At 30.2% G+C, this 16,730-nt stretch carries 14 protein-coding genes; 9 read left to right on the plus strand and 5 right to left on the minus strand.

What is annotated here, in order from left to right:
- Nucleotides 1-26: 26 nt before the first annotated feature.
- Nucleotides 27-3,857 carry an N-6 DNA methylase gene (locus tag CPIN18021_RS03450; RefSeq protein ID WP_078424403.1) on the minus strand — a complete coding sequence of 1,277 codons (3,831 nt, stop codon included), beginning with the start codon at nucleotides 3,855-3,857 and terminating at the stop codon, nucleotides 27-29.
- Nucleotides 3,858-4,003: 146 nt separating this feature from the next.
- Between CPIN18021_RS03450 and CPIN18021_RS03455 the strand changes: the two genes are divergently transcribed.
- Nucleotides 4,004-5,491 carry a protein adenylyltransferase SelO gene (locus tag CPIN18021_RS03455; RefSeq protein ID WP_078424404.1) on the plus strand — a complete coding sequence of 496 codons (1,488 nt, stop codon included), beginning with the start codon at nucleotides 4,004-4,006 and terminating at the stop codon, nucleotides 5,489-5,491.
- 82 nt (nucleotides 5,492-5,573) lie between these two features.
- Here the strand turns inward: CPIN18021_RS03455 and CPIN18021_RS03460 are convergent, their stop codons facing one another.
- Nucleotides 5,574-6,206: a uracil-DNA glycosylase family protein gene (locus CPIN18021_RS03460; protein WP_078424405.1), complete on the minus strand. Its 633-nt coding sequence runs from the start codon at nucleotides 6,204-6,206 to the stop codon at nucleotides 5,574-5,576.
- Between the two features lie 111 nt (nucleotides 6,207-6,317).
- Here CPIN18021_RS03460 and CPIN18021_RS03465 point away from each other — a divergent pair, with 111 nt between their 5' ends.
- Nucleotides 6,318-7,052 carry an ABC transporter ATP-binding protein gene (locus CPIN18021_RS03465; protein ID WP_078423158.1) on the plus strand — a complete coding sequence of 245 codons (735 nt, stop codon included), beginning with the start codon at nucleotides 6,318-6,320 and terminating at the stop codon, nucleotides 7,050-7,052.
- Entirely contained in the window at nucleotides 7,045-8,562 is a 1,518-nt protein-coding gene (locus CPIN18021_RS03470) for an ABC transporter permease/substrate-binding protein (RefSeq protein ID WP_078423159.1), read from the plus strand. Before CPIN18021_RS03465 ends, CPIN18021_RS03470 begins: the two co-directional genes overlap by 8 nt.
- Nucleotides 8,563-8,630: 68 nt before the next feature.
- On the opposite strand, the gene rsfS is transcribed toward CPIN18021_RS03470, so the two are convergent.
- Nucleotides 8,631-8,969 carry a ribosome silencing factor gene (rsfS, locus tag CPIN18021_RS03475; protein ID WP_069632397.1) on the minus strand — a complete coding sequence of 113 codons (339 nt, stop codon included), beginning with the start codon at nucleotides 8,967-8,969 and terminating at the stop codon, nucleotides 8,631-8,633.
- Nucleotides 8,969-9,505: a nicotinate (nicotinamide) nucleotide adenylyltransferase gene (gene nadD / locus CPIN18021_RS03480; RefSeq protein ID WP_078424406.1), complete on the minus strand. Its 537-nt coding sequence runs from the start codon at nucleotides 9,503-9,505 to the stop codon at nucleotides 8,969-8,971. The genes rsfS and nadD overlap by 1 nt, the downstream gene beginning before the upstream one ends.
- A gap of 77 nt (nucleotides 9,506-9,582) precedes the next feature.
- On the opposite strand from nadD, the gene gap reads away from it, so the two are divergent.
- The 4 genes from gap to fabI are packed head-to-tail and all read left to right on the plus strand — an operon-like array spanning nucleotide 9,583 to nucleotide 13,278.
- A complete protein-coding gene (gap, locus tag CPIN18021_RS03485; protein WP_078424407.1) occupies nucleotides 9,583-10,599 on the plus strand; it encodes a type I glyceraldehyde-3-phosphate dehydrogenase in 1,017 nt (338 codons plus the stop codon).
- Complete coding sequence (locus CPIN18021_RS03490; protein WP_078424408.1) at nucleotides 10,596-11,801, plus strand: phosphoglycerate kinase; 1,206 nt, start codon at nucleotides 10,596-10,598, stop codon at nucleotides 11,799-11,801. The genes gap and CPIN18021_RS03490 overlap by 4 nt, the downstream gene beginning before the upstream one ends.
- Entirely contained in the window at nucleotides 11,798-12,475 is a 678-nt protein-coding gene (locus tag CPIN18021_RS03495; protein WP_078424409.1) for a triose-phosphate isomerase, read from the plus strand. Before CPIN18021_RS03490 ends, CPIN18021_RS03495 begins: the two co-directional genes overlap by 4 nt.
- A 14-nt stretch (nucleotides 12,476-12,489) precedes the next feature.
- Complete coding sequence (gene fabI / locus CPIN18021_RS03500; protein WP_078423164.1) at nucleotides 12,490-13,278, plus strand: enoyl-ACP reductase FabI; 789 nt, start codon at nucleotides 12,490-12,492, stop codon at nucleotides 13,276-13,278.
- A gap of 35 nt (nucleotides 13,279-13,313) precedes the next feature.
- Here fabI and CPIN18021_RS03505 read toward each other — a convergent pair whose 3' ends face one another.
- The gene (locus CPIN18021_RS03505; protein ID WP_078423165.1) at nucleotides 13,314-14,627 is read right to left on the minus strand and encodes a sodium-dependent transporter; all 1,314 of its coding nucleotides are present in this window, start codon (nucleotides 14,625-14,627) and stop codon (nucleotides 13,314-13,316) included.
- A gap of 136 nt (nucleotides 14,628-14,763) precedes the next feature.
- On the opposite strand from CPIN18021_RS03505, the gene CPIN18021_RS03510 reads away from it, so the two are divergent.
- A complete protein-coding gene (locus CPIN18021_RS03510) occupies nucleotides 14,764-16,083 on the plus strand; it encodes an MATE family efflux transporter (RefSeq protein ID WP_078424410.1) in 1,320 nt (439 codons plus the stop codon).
- Entirely contained in the window at nucleotides 16,059-16,703 is a 645-nt protein-coding gene (locus CPIN18021_RS03515; protein WP_078424411.1) for a M48 family metallopeptidase, read from the plus strand. Before CPIN18021_RS03510 ends, CPIN18021_RS03515 begins: the two co-directional genes overlap by 25 nt.
- The last annotated feature ends 27 nt before the right edge of the window (nucleotides 16,704-16,730 follow it).

The following is a 16,730-nucleotide window of genomic DNA, read 5'->3' on the forward strand; positions in this document are numbered from 1 at the left end:
AATCTACATGTGATAAATAAAATCAATCAATTTAAATAATTATCTAAAATTTCTTTATATAAACCTTGTTCTTTTTCTAGTTTAATTTTTCTTTGTGATATTTCTTTTTCATATTTTTCAAATTCTTGTATGATTTGTTTTTGAATGTTTTTAGATGGAAGTTTTGGAATTTTTATATTATTTAAATCTTTTGAATTTAAGCTTTTGCCAAAAGCATTCAAACTATCTTTTTTAAGTTTTATTATATTACATTCAAATAAGCAAAATATAAATTTATTTAAAATATTATTTTTATATTCATCTTTTACAACAAATCCAGCTATTGCTTCATTTGTATATAAGTCTTTTCCTGCGATTGCCGTTTTTCCTATGCTAAGTTTAAAACTTACTAATGTTGTATCTTTTGGGATCAATTTAACATTTGAGTTTTTAACTCCTAAATCGCTTATTTTTTCTTTTGTGTCAGTAATGACATTTGAGTTCATTTCAGAAATACTAAGCCATAAATTTGAACCATTATAATATGATGAGTTATCTCTTTTTGGAGTTCCACCTATCAATATATCACAATATTTTGATATTAGCTCATCCCCCCCCCCATTTGTTTGAATGCCAAATTTATCAAAAATTTTATTCATTTTTTCTTTGTATTCTTTGATTTCCATTCTTATGGTTTTAAACTCATTACTTACTTTTTCGCATTCTTCTACTATTTGTTTTTGAATATCAATTGAAGGACGAGGAATTTTTATGTTTTTTAAGTTTTTTGAATTAATTCCACCTTGTGTCGAGCCAGTTATATTCGATTTTAATAGCTGTTGTCCTAATGGCGAGTATAAAAAATAGAATATGTATTTTTGAATATTTAAATTAGAATTTCTAACAAGAAATACATGCTCGTTAATCATGGCTTTTTTGTTATTTAATTCATCTCCTATTATTGCTATTTTGCCAGTCAATGCTCCATCTTTGCAAATTAAAATATCATTTTTTTCTATCTTGCCTTGGTTGTTTTTATTATAATATTCTTCATCAACAAATTTTAAATTACTTAGGTTTACTCTTCCATATGTGTTGTGTATATGTTCACCGCCAAGACTTAAGATACCTTTGTCTAAAATTCCAACTCCTCCTTTTGGTCTAGAGCCAGTTTCTAGTTTTTCTATGATATTTTCAAGTTTTACAAGCGGAAATTTGCTGATAATTTCAATACTATTATTTGCACTTAAGCTTATTGATTTATTGAAAAATGGCTTTGTGAAGTCTATACAGTCTTTTAAATTTACTAATTTTGTAAATGTTTTTAAATTTTCTGGAATTTGAACATTGTTTTTGGCAATATGTTGTCTTATAAGAAAATTTAATTTTTCATGATTGTTAAAATCCATAGGATCATAAAGAACACTGTCTATATTGTCAAGCCCATTTATGTTTTGTAAAATTTCACTATCTTCATTTTTTAAAGGTTGTTTTGATATATATTTTATACCTTCTTGACCTTTTGCGCTACTCCAATCATACCCCAAGAATTTCTTTTGTTCTTCATTCCCACTAGGTGCTTGAATTATGATAGTCTTTTGATGTTTTATAGTTTGAAAAATGCTAAATTTATCACATTCTATATCTTTTATATAGCTTAATAACGCTTTTTTTATCTCATTGTCTTTATCTAGTTCTTTATATTTTAGAGTTATTTTTTTCTTTTGTAAATTTTTATATTCACTTGAAGCTTCAAAAGATTTTTTATACTCATCAAATATTTCGTTATTTAAAATTTTGCCATTTTTTATAAAGTCTAGATAATCGTTAAAATCATACCTTAAAAATTCACAAAATTCTTTTAAATTATTTTTATCTTTATATTCTTGTAAAAAATTATTTTGATATATTATATCATTTGCTCTATTTTTCGAGTGTTGATATATATTTGGATTGTTTGACAATTTTTGTAAAAACAAAACTACTGTATTTGTTCCAGTTTTTCCAAAAGTTTTATTTCCAAACTCACTTATTGCTAAAATTTCAAAGTTTTTAAGTAAAATTTCTCTAGTTTTTTCATAAATTTTGCCAGATTTATTTATAAGAGAGCTTGGAACTATTATAGAGGCTAGAGACTCAGTTTGTAAAATTTGAGCGGCACGTTCAATAAAAAAGCATTCAATCGAATTACTTGTTTCTAAATTTTCGACCAAACTTGTAAGTTCGTAATTGTTAAAATTTTCATCGTCTTTTAATGTTGTTAGAAAACCTTTTACACTATATGGTGGATTTGCTATTAATATATCAAATTTTTGATTATCTATTTGTTCATTGTAAGCTAATGCATCGTGGTCAATAATATTTATATCTTGACCATACATAAAACTTGCAACCTTACTAACCTTGCTTAAACGACTCTCTTTTTCTATACCAAAAATATTTTTATAGTGTTTTTTTAAAATATCTTTGTCTTTTATATAATGAGTTTTTATAAAATTTGCATATTCATTTAAAAAATGACCAGCCCCACAAGCATAATCTATAACGAACACATTTTCTTTACTATCTAAAATTTTATCAAGAGGCAAAGATGAGATCATAAATTTAACTATAGGAAGTGGAGTAAAAAATTGTCCTTCGCTTTGCTTGACACCTTGATCTAAAAATCCTTCAAACAAATCTCCTAAAAATTGATTGTGTGTTGAGCTGGTGAGGCGAATATTTTCAAACATTTGGACTATTTCTATTAGTATTTTTATATTTTTCCTAAAAAGCTCTTCGTTGTAAACTTCTATAAAAGCAAAGTCATTATTTGTAAAAAATTTTAATTTTTTAAAGTATTCACCTATTACTCGTTTTGTTTCATCCGGGCTATCTTTCACAAATTTAAATGCTTCATCTATTTCTTTTTGACTTACATATGTTATATCTCGATTTAAGAATTTAGACATTCCTTTTTGATATAGCTTTTGCAATCTATCGCAAAAATCAAAAATGTCATCATATCTTTTACCTTTGTAATTAAACTCTAATTTTGATGAATTTTCTAATTCATCTATAATTTTACATAAAAATAAATTTAAAAGTTTATCAAAGGCATTTTCTCTACCACTTATGTTGTGTTTTCTTAATATAGTTGCAAATTCGTTGTATTTACCACCTATGTCACCAAATGTTATTTCTTGTAAATTTTGTATGCTTGGTTGATTTTGTCTTATTTGAAAAGGTAGTATATTTTCTTCAAAAATTCCAAAGTGAAATTTATCAAACTGATAAGTTTCTTTCCATACATTAAAATATTCTTCTACATTTTTGGCATTTTTATATAATTTCTCTGTATTTGTGATATTTTCATCATCTAACATTTCAACTGCTGTATATAGGTTCTTTATCTCGTAACCATCAAAAGCACTAGTATATAAGACTAAAAATTTAGCACTTTGGTCTTGTTGGTAATAGCTAAAAAGCTGACCGCCATTTTTAAACATATTTACTAATTCTTTTTCATATTCTTCTTTGTATGTTTTGCATTCTATTATCATATAAGCATTTAAATTATTATCTCTTACTACTATATCAGCTTTTCCACTTTTTGCACTTCTTCCTAGCTTCCACTTTGTTTCTATTTCTATATTTTTTGAATTATACCCTTGTGATAAAAGCCTATCAATACATTCAAGGACAACAAAATTCTCATTATGAGAAAAATTACAAGTTGTATCATCACCTCTTTTTATTGTTTTTGGGTATATAATCTTTTCGTTTTTGAAGTCTATTATTATTTTTTCATTTATGTATTTCTTTATAAATTCGTTGTTTGATATTTCTTTAAAACCTGTCTCTTTCAAAAAGTTTTTAAAATTGTTTAATGTGATCATGTTTTGCCTTTTTTTATTTTTATAATTTTATCCGAATATTTATTAAATGTTATTTTAAGTGTGGCAAGTTAAATTTATATATTTTGTTTAAAGAATATAACTAAATATATAATAGAATGTAATAAATAGTATAAAAAGGAAACCATATGAAACAAGAAAATTTTGGTTGGAATATAAGCAATACATACGAACAGCTTCCTAAAAGATTTTATTCATTTGCTAAAAACTCAGCTTTTCCAAAACCTAGTTTAGTTATTTATAACGAAGACCTAGCAAAGCAACTAGGGCTTAGCGAAGAGCTAAAAAAGTTAAATGATGAGCAAAAATCAGAGCTTTTTGTGGGAAATGCATTTTTAGATGACATGAGACCTATATCACAAGCTTATGCTGGACATCAGTTTGGGTATTTTACCACACTTGGAGATGGCAGGGCTATTTTACTAGCGGAACAAAACGCACCAGATGGAAAAACATACGACATACAACTAAAAGGAAGTGGAAAAACACCTTATTCTCGTGGTGGAGATGGTAAGGCGGTGATTGGTCCTATGCTTAGAGAGTATATCATAAGCGAAGCCATGTATGGATTAAATATAGCCACCACTAGAAGTTTGGCTGTATCTTTAACGGGTGAAATGGTGTTTAGAGATGGTATGGAGCAAGGTGCTGTTTTAGCAAGGGTTGCTAGTAGTCATCTTAGGGTTGGGACATTTGAGTTTGCATATCTTGGAAATGATGGCGATGTCAAGGCTTTGGCTGATTATGCCATAAAAAGGCACTATTCTTATATACAAAACGATAAAAATCCATATCAATCTTTGCTAAAAGAAGTCATAAAAAAACAAGCCAAACTTATAGCAAAATGGCAACTTGTAGGCTTTATACACGGCGTTATGAATACCGATAATATGAGTATTTGCGGCGAGAGTATTGACTATGGTCCTTGTGCTTTTATGGATAGATATGATCCAAAAACGGTGTTTAGTTCTATTGACAAGCATTCAAGGTATTCTTATGAGCACCAGCCACCTATTGGGCATTGGAATTTATCTGTGTTTGCGGACACACTTTTGCCTATTTTAGATGAAAATCAAGACAAAGCTATCAAGATAGCAGAAGATGAGCTATCTAAATATTTGCCTATTTTTAAAGAGGCATTTTTAAGCGGTATGAGAGAAAAGCTTGGTCTTATAAAAGAGCAAGAAAATGATGAGGTTTTAGTGTCCGAGCTTTTAAATTTGATGTATAAAAATGGTGCTGATTATACAAATACATTTGTTCGTTTAAGTCTTGAAGTAGGCGAGCAAGATGGGTCTTACTTACAAGGCACAAGCGAGCTTTTTGATGATATAGAGTTTAAAAAATGGCAAGAAAAATGGTATGAGAGTATAGAAAAATCAGAACAAAACAGGCAAAAGGTGTACGATATGATGAAAAATGCAAACCCTTTTGTGATACCTAGAAATCATCTTGTTGAAAGTGCTTTAAGTAGCGCAGCAAAGGGCGATTATCAAGAGTTTAGTGAGCTTTTAAATGTTTTGCAAAAGCCTTATGAATATGATTTTAAAAACTCAAAATATCAAGAACTGCCAAGTGTTTCAATGGCAAACTATCAAACATTTTGTGGGACTTGAAAATAAAACTGTAAATATAGAAGATGTTTTTTAAACTCTTCTATGGTTTAATTTTTTAATATTAATCAAAATATAATTTTTGTTAGTAAGTATACTTACTTATAACTTCTTTATAAATTTGAGCTTTTTTGTCGAGACTTAAAGGATATGCTCTTGAGCTAGATGGCATACGGTATATTTTTATGCTTTGTTTTTCATTATCTTGTGTATTTGGTGCAAAAGCTTGTGTATATTCGCCTGTTTTTGGAGCTTTTATAGTATCCTTGCTATCTAAAATCCAGCCATTATTTTTAGCTTGTTGCAACACTATCTCACAAGCCTTTGTGCCAGTTGTTAAAATAGCTTTGCAATTTGGCATTTGTTTTAATATCTCGCCAATGTTTAGTGCTTCTTTTACTTCTAAGAACTTATCATCGGCATTGCCTTTTAGCCTTTGCACTTTTAATGCACTATCGCCTATGGCTATGCCTTTTAGTTTTAAAAAATCCATAATCTTATCTTGATAAAAGGTCTTTTGTTCTAAATTTACAAAATACATTTTATCATTCATAAACGCTAGTCCAAATATCCTCCACATGTCGTTGTTAAAATTTGGATAATAAAAGGGCATACTCCATCTTGCTTGTGGTGGTGGAAAGCTACCTAAAAGCAAAATATTTGAGTCTTGTGGTATAAATGGTTTTAGTATATGAGTTTCAATGCTATTTAAATTCATTTTTAAATCTTAGCTAAAATTTGCTAAAGTTTTATATAAATAATTTTTTTATGCTAAACTATACTTTTTAAAAAAAATAATATAAATTATTATAATGATGAGTGAATTTTTATGATTAGTATGGAAAAAGTAACCAAGATTTATAACGATAATTATGTTATAAAAGATCAGACTTTAAATATTAAAAAAGGTGAGTTTTTTGTTTTGGTTGGTCCAAGCGGTAGCGGAAAAACAACGACTCTTAAAATGCTAAATCGCCTTATAGAACCAACTTCAGGGGTTGTAAAAATCAATGGAAAAGACATAAAAGACTATGACCTAAGAGAGCTTAGGTTAGATACTGGATATGTTTTGCAACAAATTGCACTTTTTCCAAATTTAACTGTTCTTGAAAATATATCTCTTATTCCAGAGATGAAAAAGTGGTCTAAAAAAGAGCGTATACAAAAAACCATAGAGTTGCTTAAAAAAGTAAAAATGCCTCCAGAAAAATATCTACATCGTTATCCAAGAGAGCTTTCTGGTGGCGAACAACAAAGGATAGGAATTTTAAGGGCGATTATAACTCGTCCTCAAGTTATTCTTATGGATGAGCCATTTAGTGCTTTAGACCCAATTTCGAGACAACAACTTCAAGATTTGATTAAAGAACTGCATAAAGATTTAGGCATGACAATAGTATTTGTTACACATGATATGCAAGAAGCTGAGTATGTTGCCGAGAGAATTTGTATAATGAGAAAAGGGGAGATAATGCAAATTGATTCGCCAAAAAACATAAAAGATAATCCGGCAAATGAATTTGTTGCTAAATTTTTTCAAGCAGGTAATACAATAAATGAATGATTTAATAATTACTTTTAATGAACGTAAATTTGAGCTTTTTGATGCTGTTTTAGAGCACCTTCAAATTTCATTATCATCGCTTTTGATTGCTATTGCTATTGCTGTTCCTTTGGCTATTGTTATTTCTAGTAATAAAAAAATAACAGAAATTGTGTTGCAAGTTACAGGTATTTTTCAGACCATACCATCTTTGGCGCTTCTTGGCCTTTTTATACCTCTTTTTGGGATAGGTGCTGTTCCTGCGGTTATAGCTCTCGTGGTTTATTCTATTTTTCCTATAGTTCAAAATACTATTACCGGACTTAATGAGATAAATCCATCTTTGAAAGAAGCGGCGGAAGCGTTTGGAATGACAAAATGGGAAAAACTTAAAAAATTTGAACTTGCTATTGCTATGCCGGTTATTATTTCTGGTATCCAAACAGCTGCTGTTATGATAATAGGTACAGCCACTTTGGCTGCTTTGATAGGGGCTGGTGGACTTGGGCGTTTTGTATTGCTTGGTATAGATAGAAATAATACATCTTTGATTTTAATTGGAGCTATTTCATCGGCACTTTTAGCGATTTTGTTTAGTATAGGTATTCGTTTTTTAAGAAAGCAAAATATAAAACTTGTCGCATTTGCTTTGTTTACAATGGTTCTTTCTCTTGGATTATCTTTTTTGCCTAGCATGGAAAATCAAAATAACAAAATAATTATTGCTGGAAAATTAGGTGTAGAACCTGAGATATTGATCAATATGTATAAAGAAATCATAACCAACAATAGCGATATCAAGGTTGAATTAAAGCCAAATTTTGGAAAAACTAGTTTTTTATATGAAGCCTTAAAATCAGGAGACATTGATATATATCCAGAGTTTAGCGGAACTGTTGTTAAAAGTTTGCTTAAAAAACAACCATTGACCTTATCAAATGATTCACAAGAAGTTTATGAGATGGCAAGAGATGGCGTAAAAGCTCAAGATGATTTGGCATTTTTAAAGCCTATGGAATTTCAAAATACATATGCTGTTGCTGTTAAGTCTAGTTTATCTAAAGAGTATAAGCTTAAAAATATATCAGACCTAAAAAGAGTTAGTGATAAATTTATTGCTGGATTTACTTTGGAATTTAACGACAGAAAAGATGGTAATTTGGGCTTAAAAACAGAGTATGGTCTGAATCTAAAAGTAAAAACGGTGGAGCCTGCATTAAGATATAAGGCTATTGAAAACGATGAGGTTCAAATCATTGATGCTTATTCAACCGATAGCGAGTTAAGGCAATATGACTTAGTTGTATTAAATGATGATAAAAAGATATTTCCACCGTATCAGGGGGCGCCACTTATCAAAGAAGATACACTTAAAAAATATCCGAAGCTAAAATCAATGCTTGAGCTTTTAGCCGGTCATATTAGCACAAAAGATATGAGTGATATGAACTATGATGTTAGAGTAAAAGGTCGTCTTGCTAAAGATGTCGCTAGAGAGTATTTAATAAAAAACAATTTGATAGACAAATAAGATTTTTATAAAAGCTAATTATCAAATTTAAGATTGATATTCTTTAAGATATCAATCTTTTTTGTTATTTAGTTTTGAGTATCTTTTTTTAGTTTGCTAAGTAGCTCTTCTATATTGTATTTCGCCCTGTATTCTGGTGTGAAAAGATGGATTAAAATATCTCCAAGGTCTATAACAACCCAATCATCAGAGCTTTCTATGTTTAAAAATTCTTCCCCATCAGGTTTTAGTTTTTCTTTTAATTCATCATTTAATGACATTGAGTGTCTTTGTCCAAGAGTAGTGGCTAGTACTACAAATTTAACAAAATACTCATCATCTCTCATATCAAAAGCTTGTATGTTTTCAGCTTTTTTCTCATCAAGTATGGATACTATTTTTTCAACTCTTGTTGATATATCTTGCATTATTTTCCTTTGTAAAATTTAATTATATCTTCTTTTATGTTATCATTAAGTAATTCATAGCCAATACCTTCTCTTATCTCAGATGAGCTTATGTGAACATCTGTGTTTATCTTTTGAAGATTTTTTGGTATTTCTATTTCATCTCTTTTTGCAACTATAAATTTAACTATATTTTTAAGCTCATTATAGTTGTGCCATGTGCTTAAATTTCTTATATGATCAGCCCCAAGCAATAGATAAAAATTTTCAGGGTTGTATTTTTCTTTTAGATAAATAGCTGTTTGTATCGTGGGAACTGGTCTTTTTTGTTCTATCTCAAAGTCTGAAATTTCAACGTTTTCAAGACTTCCCCAGATGGATTTTATCCATTTTAGTCTAACATCTGGCGGTGCTGAAAAATTTGCTTTAAATGGACTTATGAATGTCGGCATTATGATTAGTTTATCTATGTCAAGTTCATTTAGTGCCATTTTTACAATGCTATCGTGACCTAGGTGAGGAGGGTCAAAACTTCCACCAAATAGTGCCAAATTCAAATTAATTGCCTTTAATATATGTTTGTTTAATTTACATTTTTGTAAAATTGTCACGTATTATATCAAAAGGAAATAAGATGTCGATTAAAATGGCTATAAATGGTTTTGGGCGCATAGGAAGATGTGCTGCTCGTATTATTTTGGAAAGAAATGATGTTGAGTTGGTTGCTATAAATGATACTGCAACAAGGGATTTGACTAGGTATTTACTTAAATATGACAGTGTTCACGGTGAGTTCAAACATGATGTTAGAGTTTTAAATGATGATTATATAGAGGTTGATGGTAAAAAAATTAGAGTTTTTAGCACTAGAGATGTAAATGAGCTAGCTTTTTCAGATTTTGGTACAGATGTTGTACTTGAATGTACAGGTGCAAATTTAACAAGTGAGAAATGTGAAAAATTTATACAAAACGGGGTTGGTAAAGTTGTAATGTCAGCACCTGCTAAAGATGATACTCCAACTTTTGTTTATGGTGTAAACTCAGACTCTTATAAAGGTGAGGCTATTGTTTCAAATGCAAGTTGTACTACAAACTGCCTAGCCCCTGTGGCAAAGGTTTTAGATGATGCTTTTGGTATAGAAAAAGGTCTTATGACTACAATACACGCTTATACAAACGGACAAAGCATAGTTGATGCAAAATCAGCAAAAGATATAAGAAGGGGTAGAGCTGGTGCCGTAAATATAGGACCCACTACAACAGGTGCTGCAAAATCTATAGGGCTAGTGCTTCCACACTTAAAAGGCAAATTAAACGGCGTTAGTGTTCGTGTACCAACACCTAATGTTTCTATGGTTGATTTAGTTGCTACTCTTAAACAAAATTTAGACAAAGATGCACTAAATGAAGCTTTTTTAAAGGCCAGTGAGGGCGGACTTAAAGGCATACTTTTAGTTGATGAAGATAAGCGTGTTTCTAGTGATTTTATAGGTTGTGAGTATTCAAGTATAGTTATATCTGATATGTTACAAGTTATATGTGAAGATACTGTAAAAGTTCTTGCTTGGTATGATAATGAATGGGGCTATTCTGCTCGTTTGGTAGATATGGGTGTTTTAGCGGCTAAGTTTACAAAGGATAACAATTGAATGGTATAATTTCTATAAAAGATATAGATATAAGTGGCAAGAGAGTATTTATAAGATGTGATTTTAATGTCCCTATGGATGAGTTTGGAAATATTACAGATGATAGACGAATAGTTTCTGCCATACCTACTATAAAGTATTGTTTGGATCAGGGCTGTAGTGTTGTTTTAGCTTCTCATCTTGGTCGTCCAAAAAATGGCTTTGAAGAGAAATACTCAATGAAACCTGTTGTAAAAAGACTATCTAGGTTATTGCTTCCAGATGTTGGTTTTGCTAATGATGTTATTGGTTCTGACGCAAAAGATAAGGTCAGTAAATTAAAACCAGGAGAGGTTTTATTGCTTGAAAATTTGCGTTTTGAAAAAGGCGAAACCAAAAACGATGAAAACTTAGCAAAACAACTTAGTGAATTTGCTGATGTTTATATAAATGATGCTTTTGGTGTTTGTCATAGAGCCCATAGTTCAGTTGAGGCTATTGTTAGATTTTATGATGAAAATACTAAGGCAGCTGGATTTTTACTTCAAAAAGAGATTGAATTTGCACAAAAATTAATAAAACAGCCTTCAAGACCATTTGTTGCTGTTGTTGGTGGTAGCAAGGTAAGTGGAAAGCTACAAGCTTTGACAAATTTATTGCCAAGGGTTGACAAACTTATAATAGGTGGCGGCATGGCATTTACATTTTTAAAAGCTCTTGGTTATGATATAGGAAATTCTCTTCTTGAAGAGGAATTAATAGATGAAGCAAAAAATATCTTGACAAAAGGAAAAGCTCTTGGTGTTAAAATTTATTTACCAGTGGATGTTGTAGCTGCTCAGACATTTTCTGCTGATAGCGCTATTAAGTTTGTAACCGCTCAAGAGATACCTGCTGGATGGATGGGACTTGATATAGGACCTGCTAGCACAAGGCTTTTTAGACTCGCAATAGCTGATGCTCAGACTATATGGTGGAATGGACCTATGGGTGTTTTTGAGATGGACAAATTTTGTAAAGGTAGCATAAAAATGAGTCATGCTATAGCTGAAAGTCATGCTACTACGGTTGTTGGTGGTGGAGATACGGCTGATGTTGCTCAGCGTGCTGGTGATGCTGATGAGATGACATTTATATCAACTGGCGGTGGTGCTAGTTTAGAACTTATAGAAGGAAAAGAGCTTCCTGGCGTAAAACCTTTAAGAAAGAAGGATGATGAATGAAATTTTTTGCAAATTTAAAATCAAATCACACAAGAAAAAGTTTCTCTGAATATGTAAAAAACATAGAAAAAAATTTACAAACTCAAGAGGTTGTTGTATATCCTCCATTTACTGCACTTGATTGCTCTTTATCAAAAAAAATAAAAATAGGAGCTCAAAATTTTTATCCAGCTCAGAGTGGGTCTTTTACTGGTGAGATAACATCACTTATGCTTGATGAGTTTGAAATAAAAAATGTTATTATTGGGCATAGCGAAAGAAGAGAACTTGGTGAAAATGAAGATTTGTTAAAATCTAAATTTAATTTTGCAAAAGAAAAAAATTGGGAAATAGTTTATTGTATTGGTGAGAATTTAGATACTTTTGAAAACAAAAAGACAAAAGAATTTTTAAGCAAACAGCTTGAAAGTATTGATTTGGAATATGAAAAACTAACAATAGCTTATGAGCCTATATGGGCTATAGGAACTGGTAAGAGCGCTAGCGCAGGGCAGATAGAAGAAATTTTGGATTTTATAAGAACTAAAACTAATGCTGATTTGCTGTATGGTGGAAGTGTAAATTTAAGTAATATCTTAGAAATTTCAAAGATACAAAACTGCCAAGGCGTTCTTGTCGGCACTGCTAGTTGGGATGCTGATAACTTTATAAAATTAATAAAATCTGTTTGCTAAAAAAGGAAATAAATATGATAATGAATGGTAAAAAGGGTCTTATAGTAGGTATTGCAAATAACAAATCAATTGCTTATGGAATAGCTAAAGCTTGTAAAGAACAGGGTGCTGAGCTTGCTTTTACATTTTTAAATGATTCTATAAAAAAGAGATTAGAGCCTATAGCTAGTGAGCTTGGATCAAATTTTATATACGAGCTTGATATAAATAATGATGAGCATTTAAAAAATCTTGCTCCGATGATAGAAAAAGAGTTTGGAAAGATTGATTTTGTTGTTCATGCTGTCGCTTATGCGCCAAAAGATGCTTTGTCTGATGATTTTATAAATACTACAAAAGAGGCTTTTGAAATTACTATGAATACATCTGTGTATTCTTTATTAAGCTTGACAAAGTCAGTGCTTCCTATCTTAAATGATAATGGCTCTATTCTTACCCTTAGTTATCTTGGTGGTGTTAGATTTGTTCCACATTATAACATTATGGGCGTTGCAAAAGCAGCTCTTGAAAGTTCTGTAAAATATCTAGCGCATGATTTGGGTAAGAAAAATATACGTGTAAATGCAATAAGTGCTGGACCAATCAAAACACTTGCCGCAAGTGGAATAGGTGACTTTCGTATGATTTTAAAATACAATGAAGCCAATGCTCCTTTAAAACGCAATACAACAATAGATGATGTTGGTAAAAGTGGAATGTATCTTTTAAGCGACCTTGCCAGTGGTGTTACTGGTGAGATTCACTATGTTGATTGTGGATACAATATAATGGGAATGACTGATGTTGCACAAGATGGCGACTGATTTAGAAAAAAATAAGTAGGAAAATTTCCTACTTATTAAAATGATATATGCATATTTAGTGCTATTATACATAGTATAAGCGCCATAGGAACATATAAATATCTTCCTATGCTATGCCATAAAAGACCTTGCTTGTTATCTGTTCCTGTGTTTATCTCTTCTAGAATTTCATCTTTTTTGATAATCCAAAACCAAGATATAGCACCTATAACAGCTCCGATAGGTATTATATAAATAGATACAAAATCCATCCAAGGACCCCAAGTTGTTATATCTTGCATTGTTACCCCTATACCAAAGCATATAATACACAATGCGATTAAAATAGGAGTTCTTTTTATTTTTGGAAATTTGTGCATTATAGACTCAGCAACCGCTTCTAGCATATTTTGTAAAGATGATATCCCTCCAAAAATAACAGCTGTAAATAAAATAATAGCAAATATTTGCCCACCAGGCATATCTTGTAAAATTTTAGGCAGTGTAACAAATAAAAGCCCGGGACCACCTGCTGGATTCATGCTATATGCAAAAACAGCTGGTATCATAACTAAAGCCGCAACAGTGGCTGCTACCGTATCAAATATAGCTGTTTTTTTAGCCGAATCAACAACATCTTCATCTTTTGATAAATATGATCCATAAACTATCATTCCAGAACCTGTTATCGATAGTGAGAAAAATGCTTGACCCATAGCCGATACCCATACCATTGGCTCTTTTAGTTTTTGCCAGTCAGCTTTAAATAAAAATTTATATCCATCAATAGCATTGTCCAAAAACGAAACCCTGATAGCTAGTATTATAAAGAGTATAAAAAACAGGGGCATCATTATTTTATTTGTTTTTTCTATACTTTTTGCACCAAAAAAAAGAGTAAGAAGTGTGCCTGCTATCACTATAAAGTGAAAAGGAACTACAGAATATTTTGTTAGTGCAAACGACTCAAACCAAGTATTTATATCAACACTCATAAGCGAGCCATCTATTGATTGATATAATGCCTTTAAAACATAGGCTATTATAACAGCATATCCTATTGCTATACACATAGAACCAGTCAGTGGCAACCAGCCTATTATTTTTCCTATTTTTTTAAATCCTCTTGAATTCCAAGCATATTCATATGAACCTAGTGTTCCTGTTTTTGCTCTTCTTCCTATTGCATATTCGGCTGATAATCCAACATATGAAAAAATAAGTACAAACAATAGATATATAAGGAAAAATACTCCACCTCCGTTTGTGCCTACTTTATAAGAAAAACCCCAAACATTTGCCATGCCGACAGCAGAGCCAACACAAGCTATAATAAAAGCCCAACGAGATGTAAAACCAACCTTTTGCACATCAATCCTTTTAAGTTATTAATGTATCTGATTATACTTTTTAAAACTTTAATGCTTCTTAATTATTTTGTTATGCTTTTGATATTATTTATATAATAATTTGGATAAAATAAAATTTTACAACTAAGGATTAAAATTGGAATTATCTTTAAAAAAACTAGCAATACCTATATTTTTTGATATATTTTTGCATTTTATAACTCTTGTTATCAATACCTATATGGTTTCTAAGGTTAGTATAGGTCTTGTTGGTTCTATGGGTGCTGGAAATCAAGTCATGGATTTTTTTATGGCTATTTTTAGCTTTTTAAGTGTTGGGTGTTCTATAGTTGTAGCACAAGCAATAGGAGCAAAAAAATTAAAATTAGCAAGAGAAATAATACATACAACCATAAGTTTTAATACAATTTTGGGTATCTTTTTTGCCTGTTTTGTGTATTTTTTTGGATTTGAAATTTTAGATATTTTAAATATCCCAGATGAGTTAAGAAATGAAAGCCACACCTATCTTCATATGCTTGGTATAGCTCTTTGTTTTGATGGTATAGGTATGACATTAGCGTCTATTTTAAGAGTTTATAACCGTGCTTTTTTGGTTATGTTTGTATCTTTTGTTATGAATATAATAACTCTTATTGGAAATGCTATTGTTCTTTTTGGATTGATAGATGGATTTGATTATGGGCTTTATGGTGTTGCTGTTTCTACTATAATAGGGCGATTTGTTGGAGTTTTATTGCTTATATTTATTTTATATAAGATAGCAAAGATAAGAATTTATATAAGTAGATTGTTTGTTTTGTCATTTGATAAATTAAAGATGATTTTAAAAATAGGGCTTCCTAGTGCTGGAGAGCATCTTCTTTGGCTTGGTCAGTATATGGTAGCTTTTTCATTTGTCGCTAGTATGGGATCTAATGAGCTTTCTGTTCAGACTATTTTTATGCAACTTACGCTTTTATTGCTTCTTTGTGGTGCTAGTATAAGTATGGCAAATGAGGTTATTGTTGGTCGTTTGATTGGATCTAAGGAGTTTGATAGGGCTTATACCCATACTTTCAGGTCTTTAAAAATAGGAATTTTATTTACGATAATAGCTGTTATGATTGTTTTTATTTTAAAAGATAAAATTATGTTTGAGTTTGGGTTAAGTGATGAGCTTAAAAGTATAATGTTACCTTTGTTTTTTCTATCCATAGTCCTTGAAGTCGGCAGGACATTTAATATAGTTATAGTAAATGCATTGCGTGCTACAGGCGATGCAAATTTTCCGTTTATTACCGGTTTTATATTTATGTGGTGTGTTAGTTTACCACTGGGGTATTTTTTAGGTATATATCTTAAATTTGGGATAATTGGTATTTGGCTTGGCTTTTTGGCTGATGAGTGGCTTAGAGGTATTGTAAATACATTGCATTTTAGAAGTAGAAAATGGCAATCAAAACGACTTGTGTAAACTTTTGTGATTTTGTTGTAGAGCTAAAATTTAAATCAAATGTCAAATATCTTAGACTAAAAATAGACAATAATGCAAAAATAACTTGTTCTTTACCGTATAAAACAACAAATAAAAGGGCTATGGAATTTTTAAATGAAAATAGACAATGGCTTATTGATACACATAAAAAAGTAGTTTTAAAAAAAATTAAAGATGATGAGTTTTATTATCTTGGTGAAATATATAAGATAAAAATAGATCAAAATATAAAAGAGATTTTGTTTAAAGATAATGAAATTTTTATAAAAGATAAAAAAATGCTTGAAAATTTTAAAAGAGAAAAATTTCAAGAAATTTCATATTTTTTTATAGATAAATTTATGCCTTTTATAAATAGAAAAATAAATCATGTAAGTATAAAAAACATGAATACAAGGTGGGGAAGTTGTAATCATAAAAAAGGCTATATTAATCTAAATTTAAAACTCATCCATAAAAAAATAGAGCTTATAGAATATGTAGTTTTGCATGAATTAACTCATCTTATATATCCAAATCATAAAATGGAATTTTATAAATTTATTGAAAATATAATGCCTGATTTTAGACAAAGAGAAAAGAGTTTAAAAAATATTTAAACCTTTATTTTTTAGTATTAATATGTT

The organism is Campylobacter pinnipediorum subsp. caledonicus, assembly GCF_002022005.1.
GTDB lineage: Bacteria > Campylobacterota > Campylobacteria > Campylobacterales > Campylobacteraceae > Campylobacter_A > Campylobacter_A caledonicus.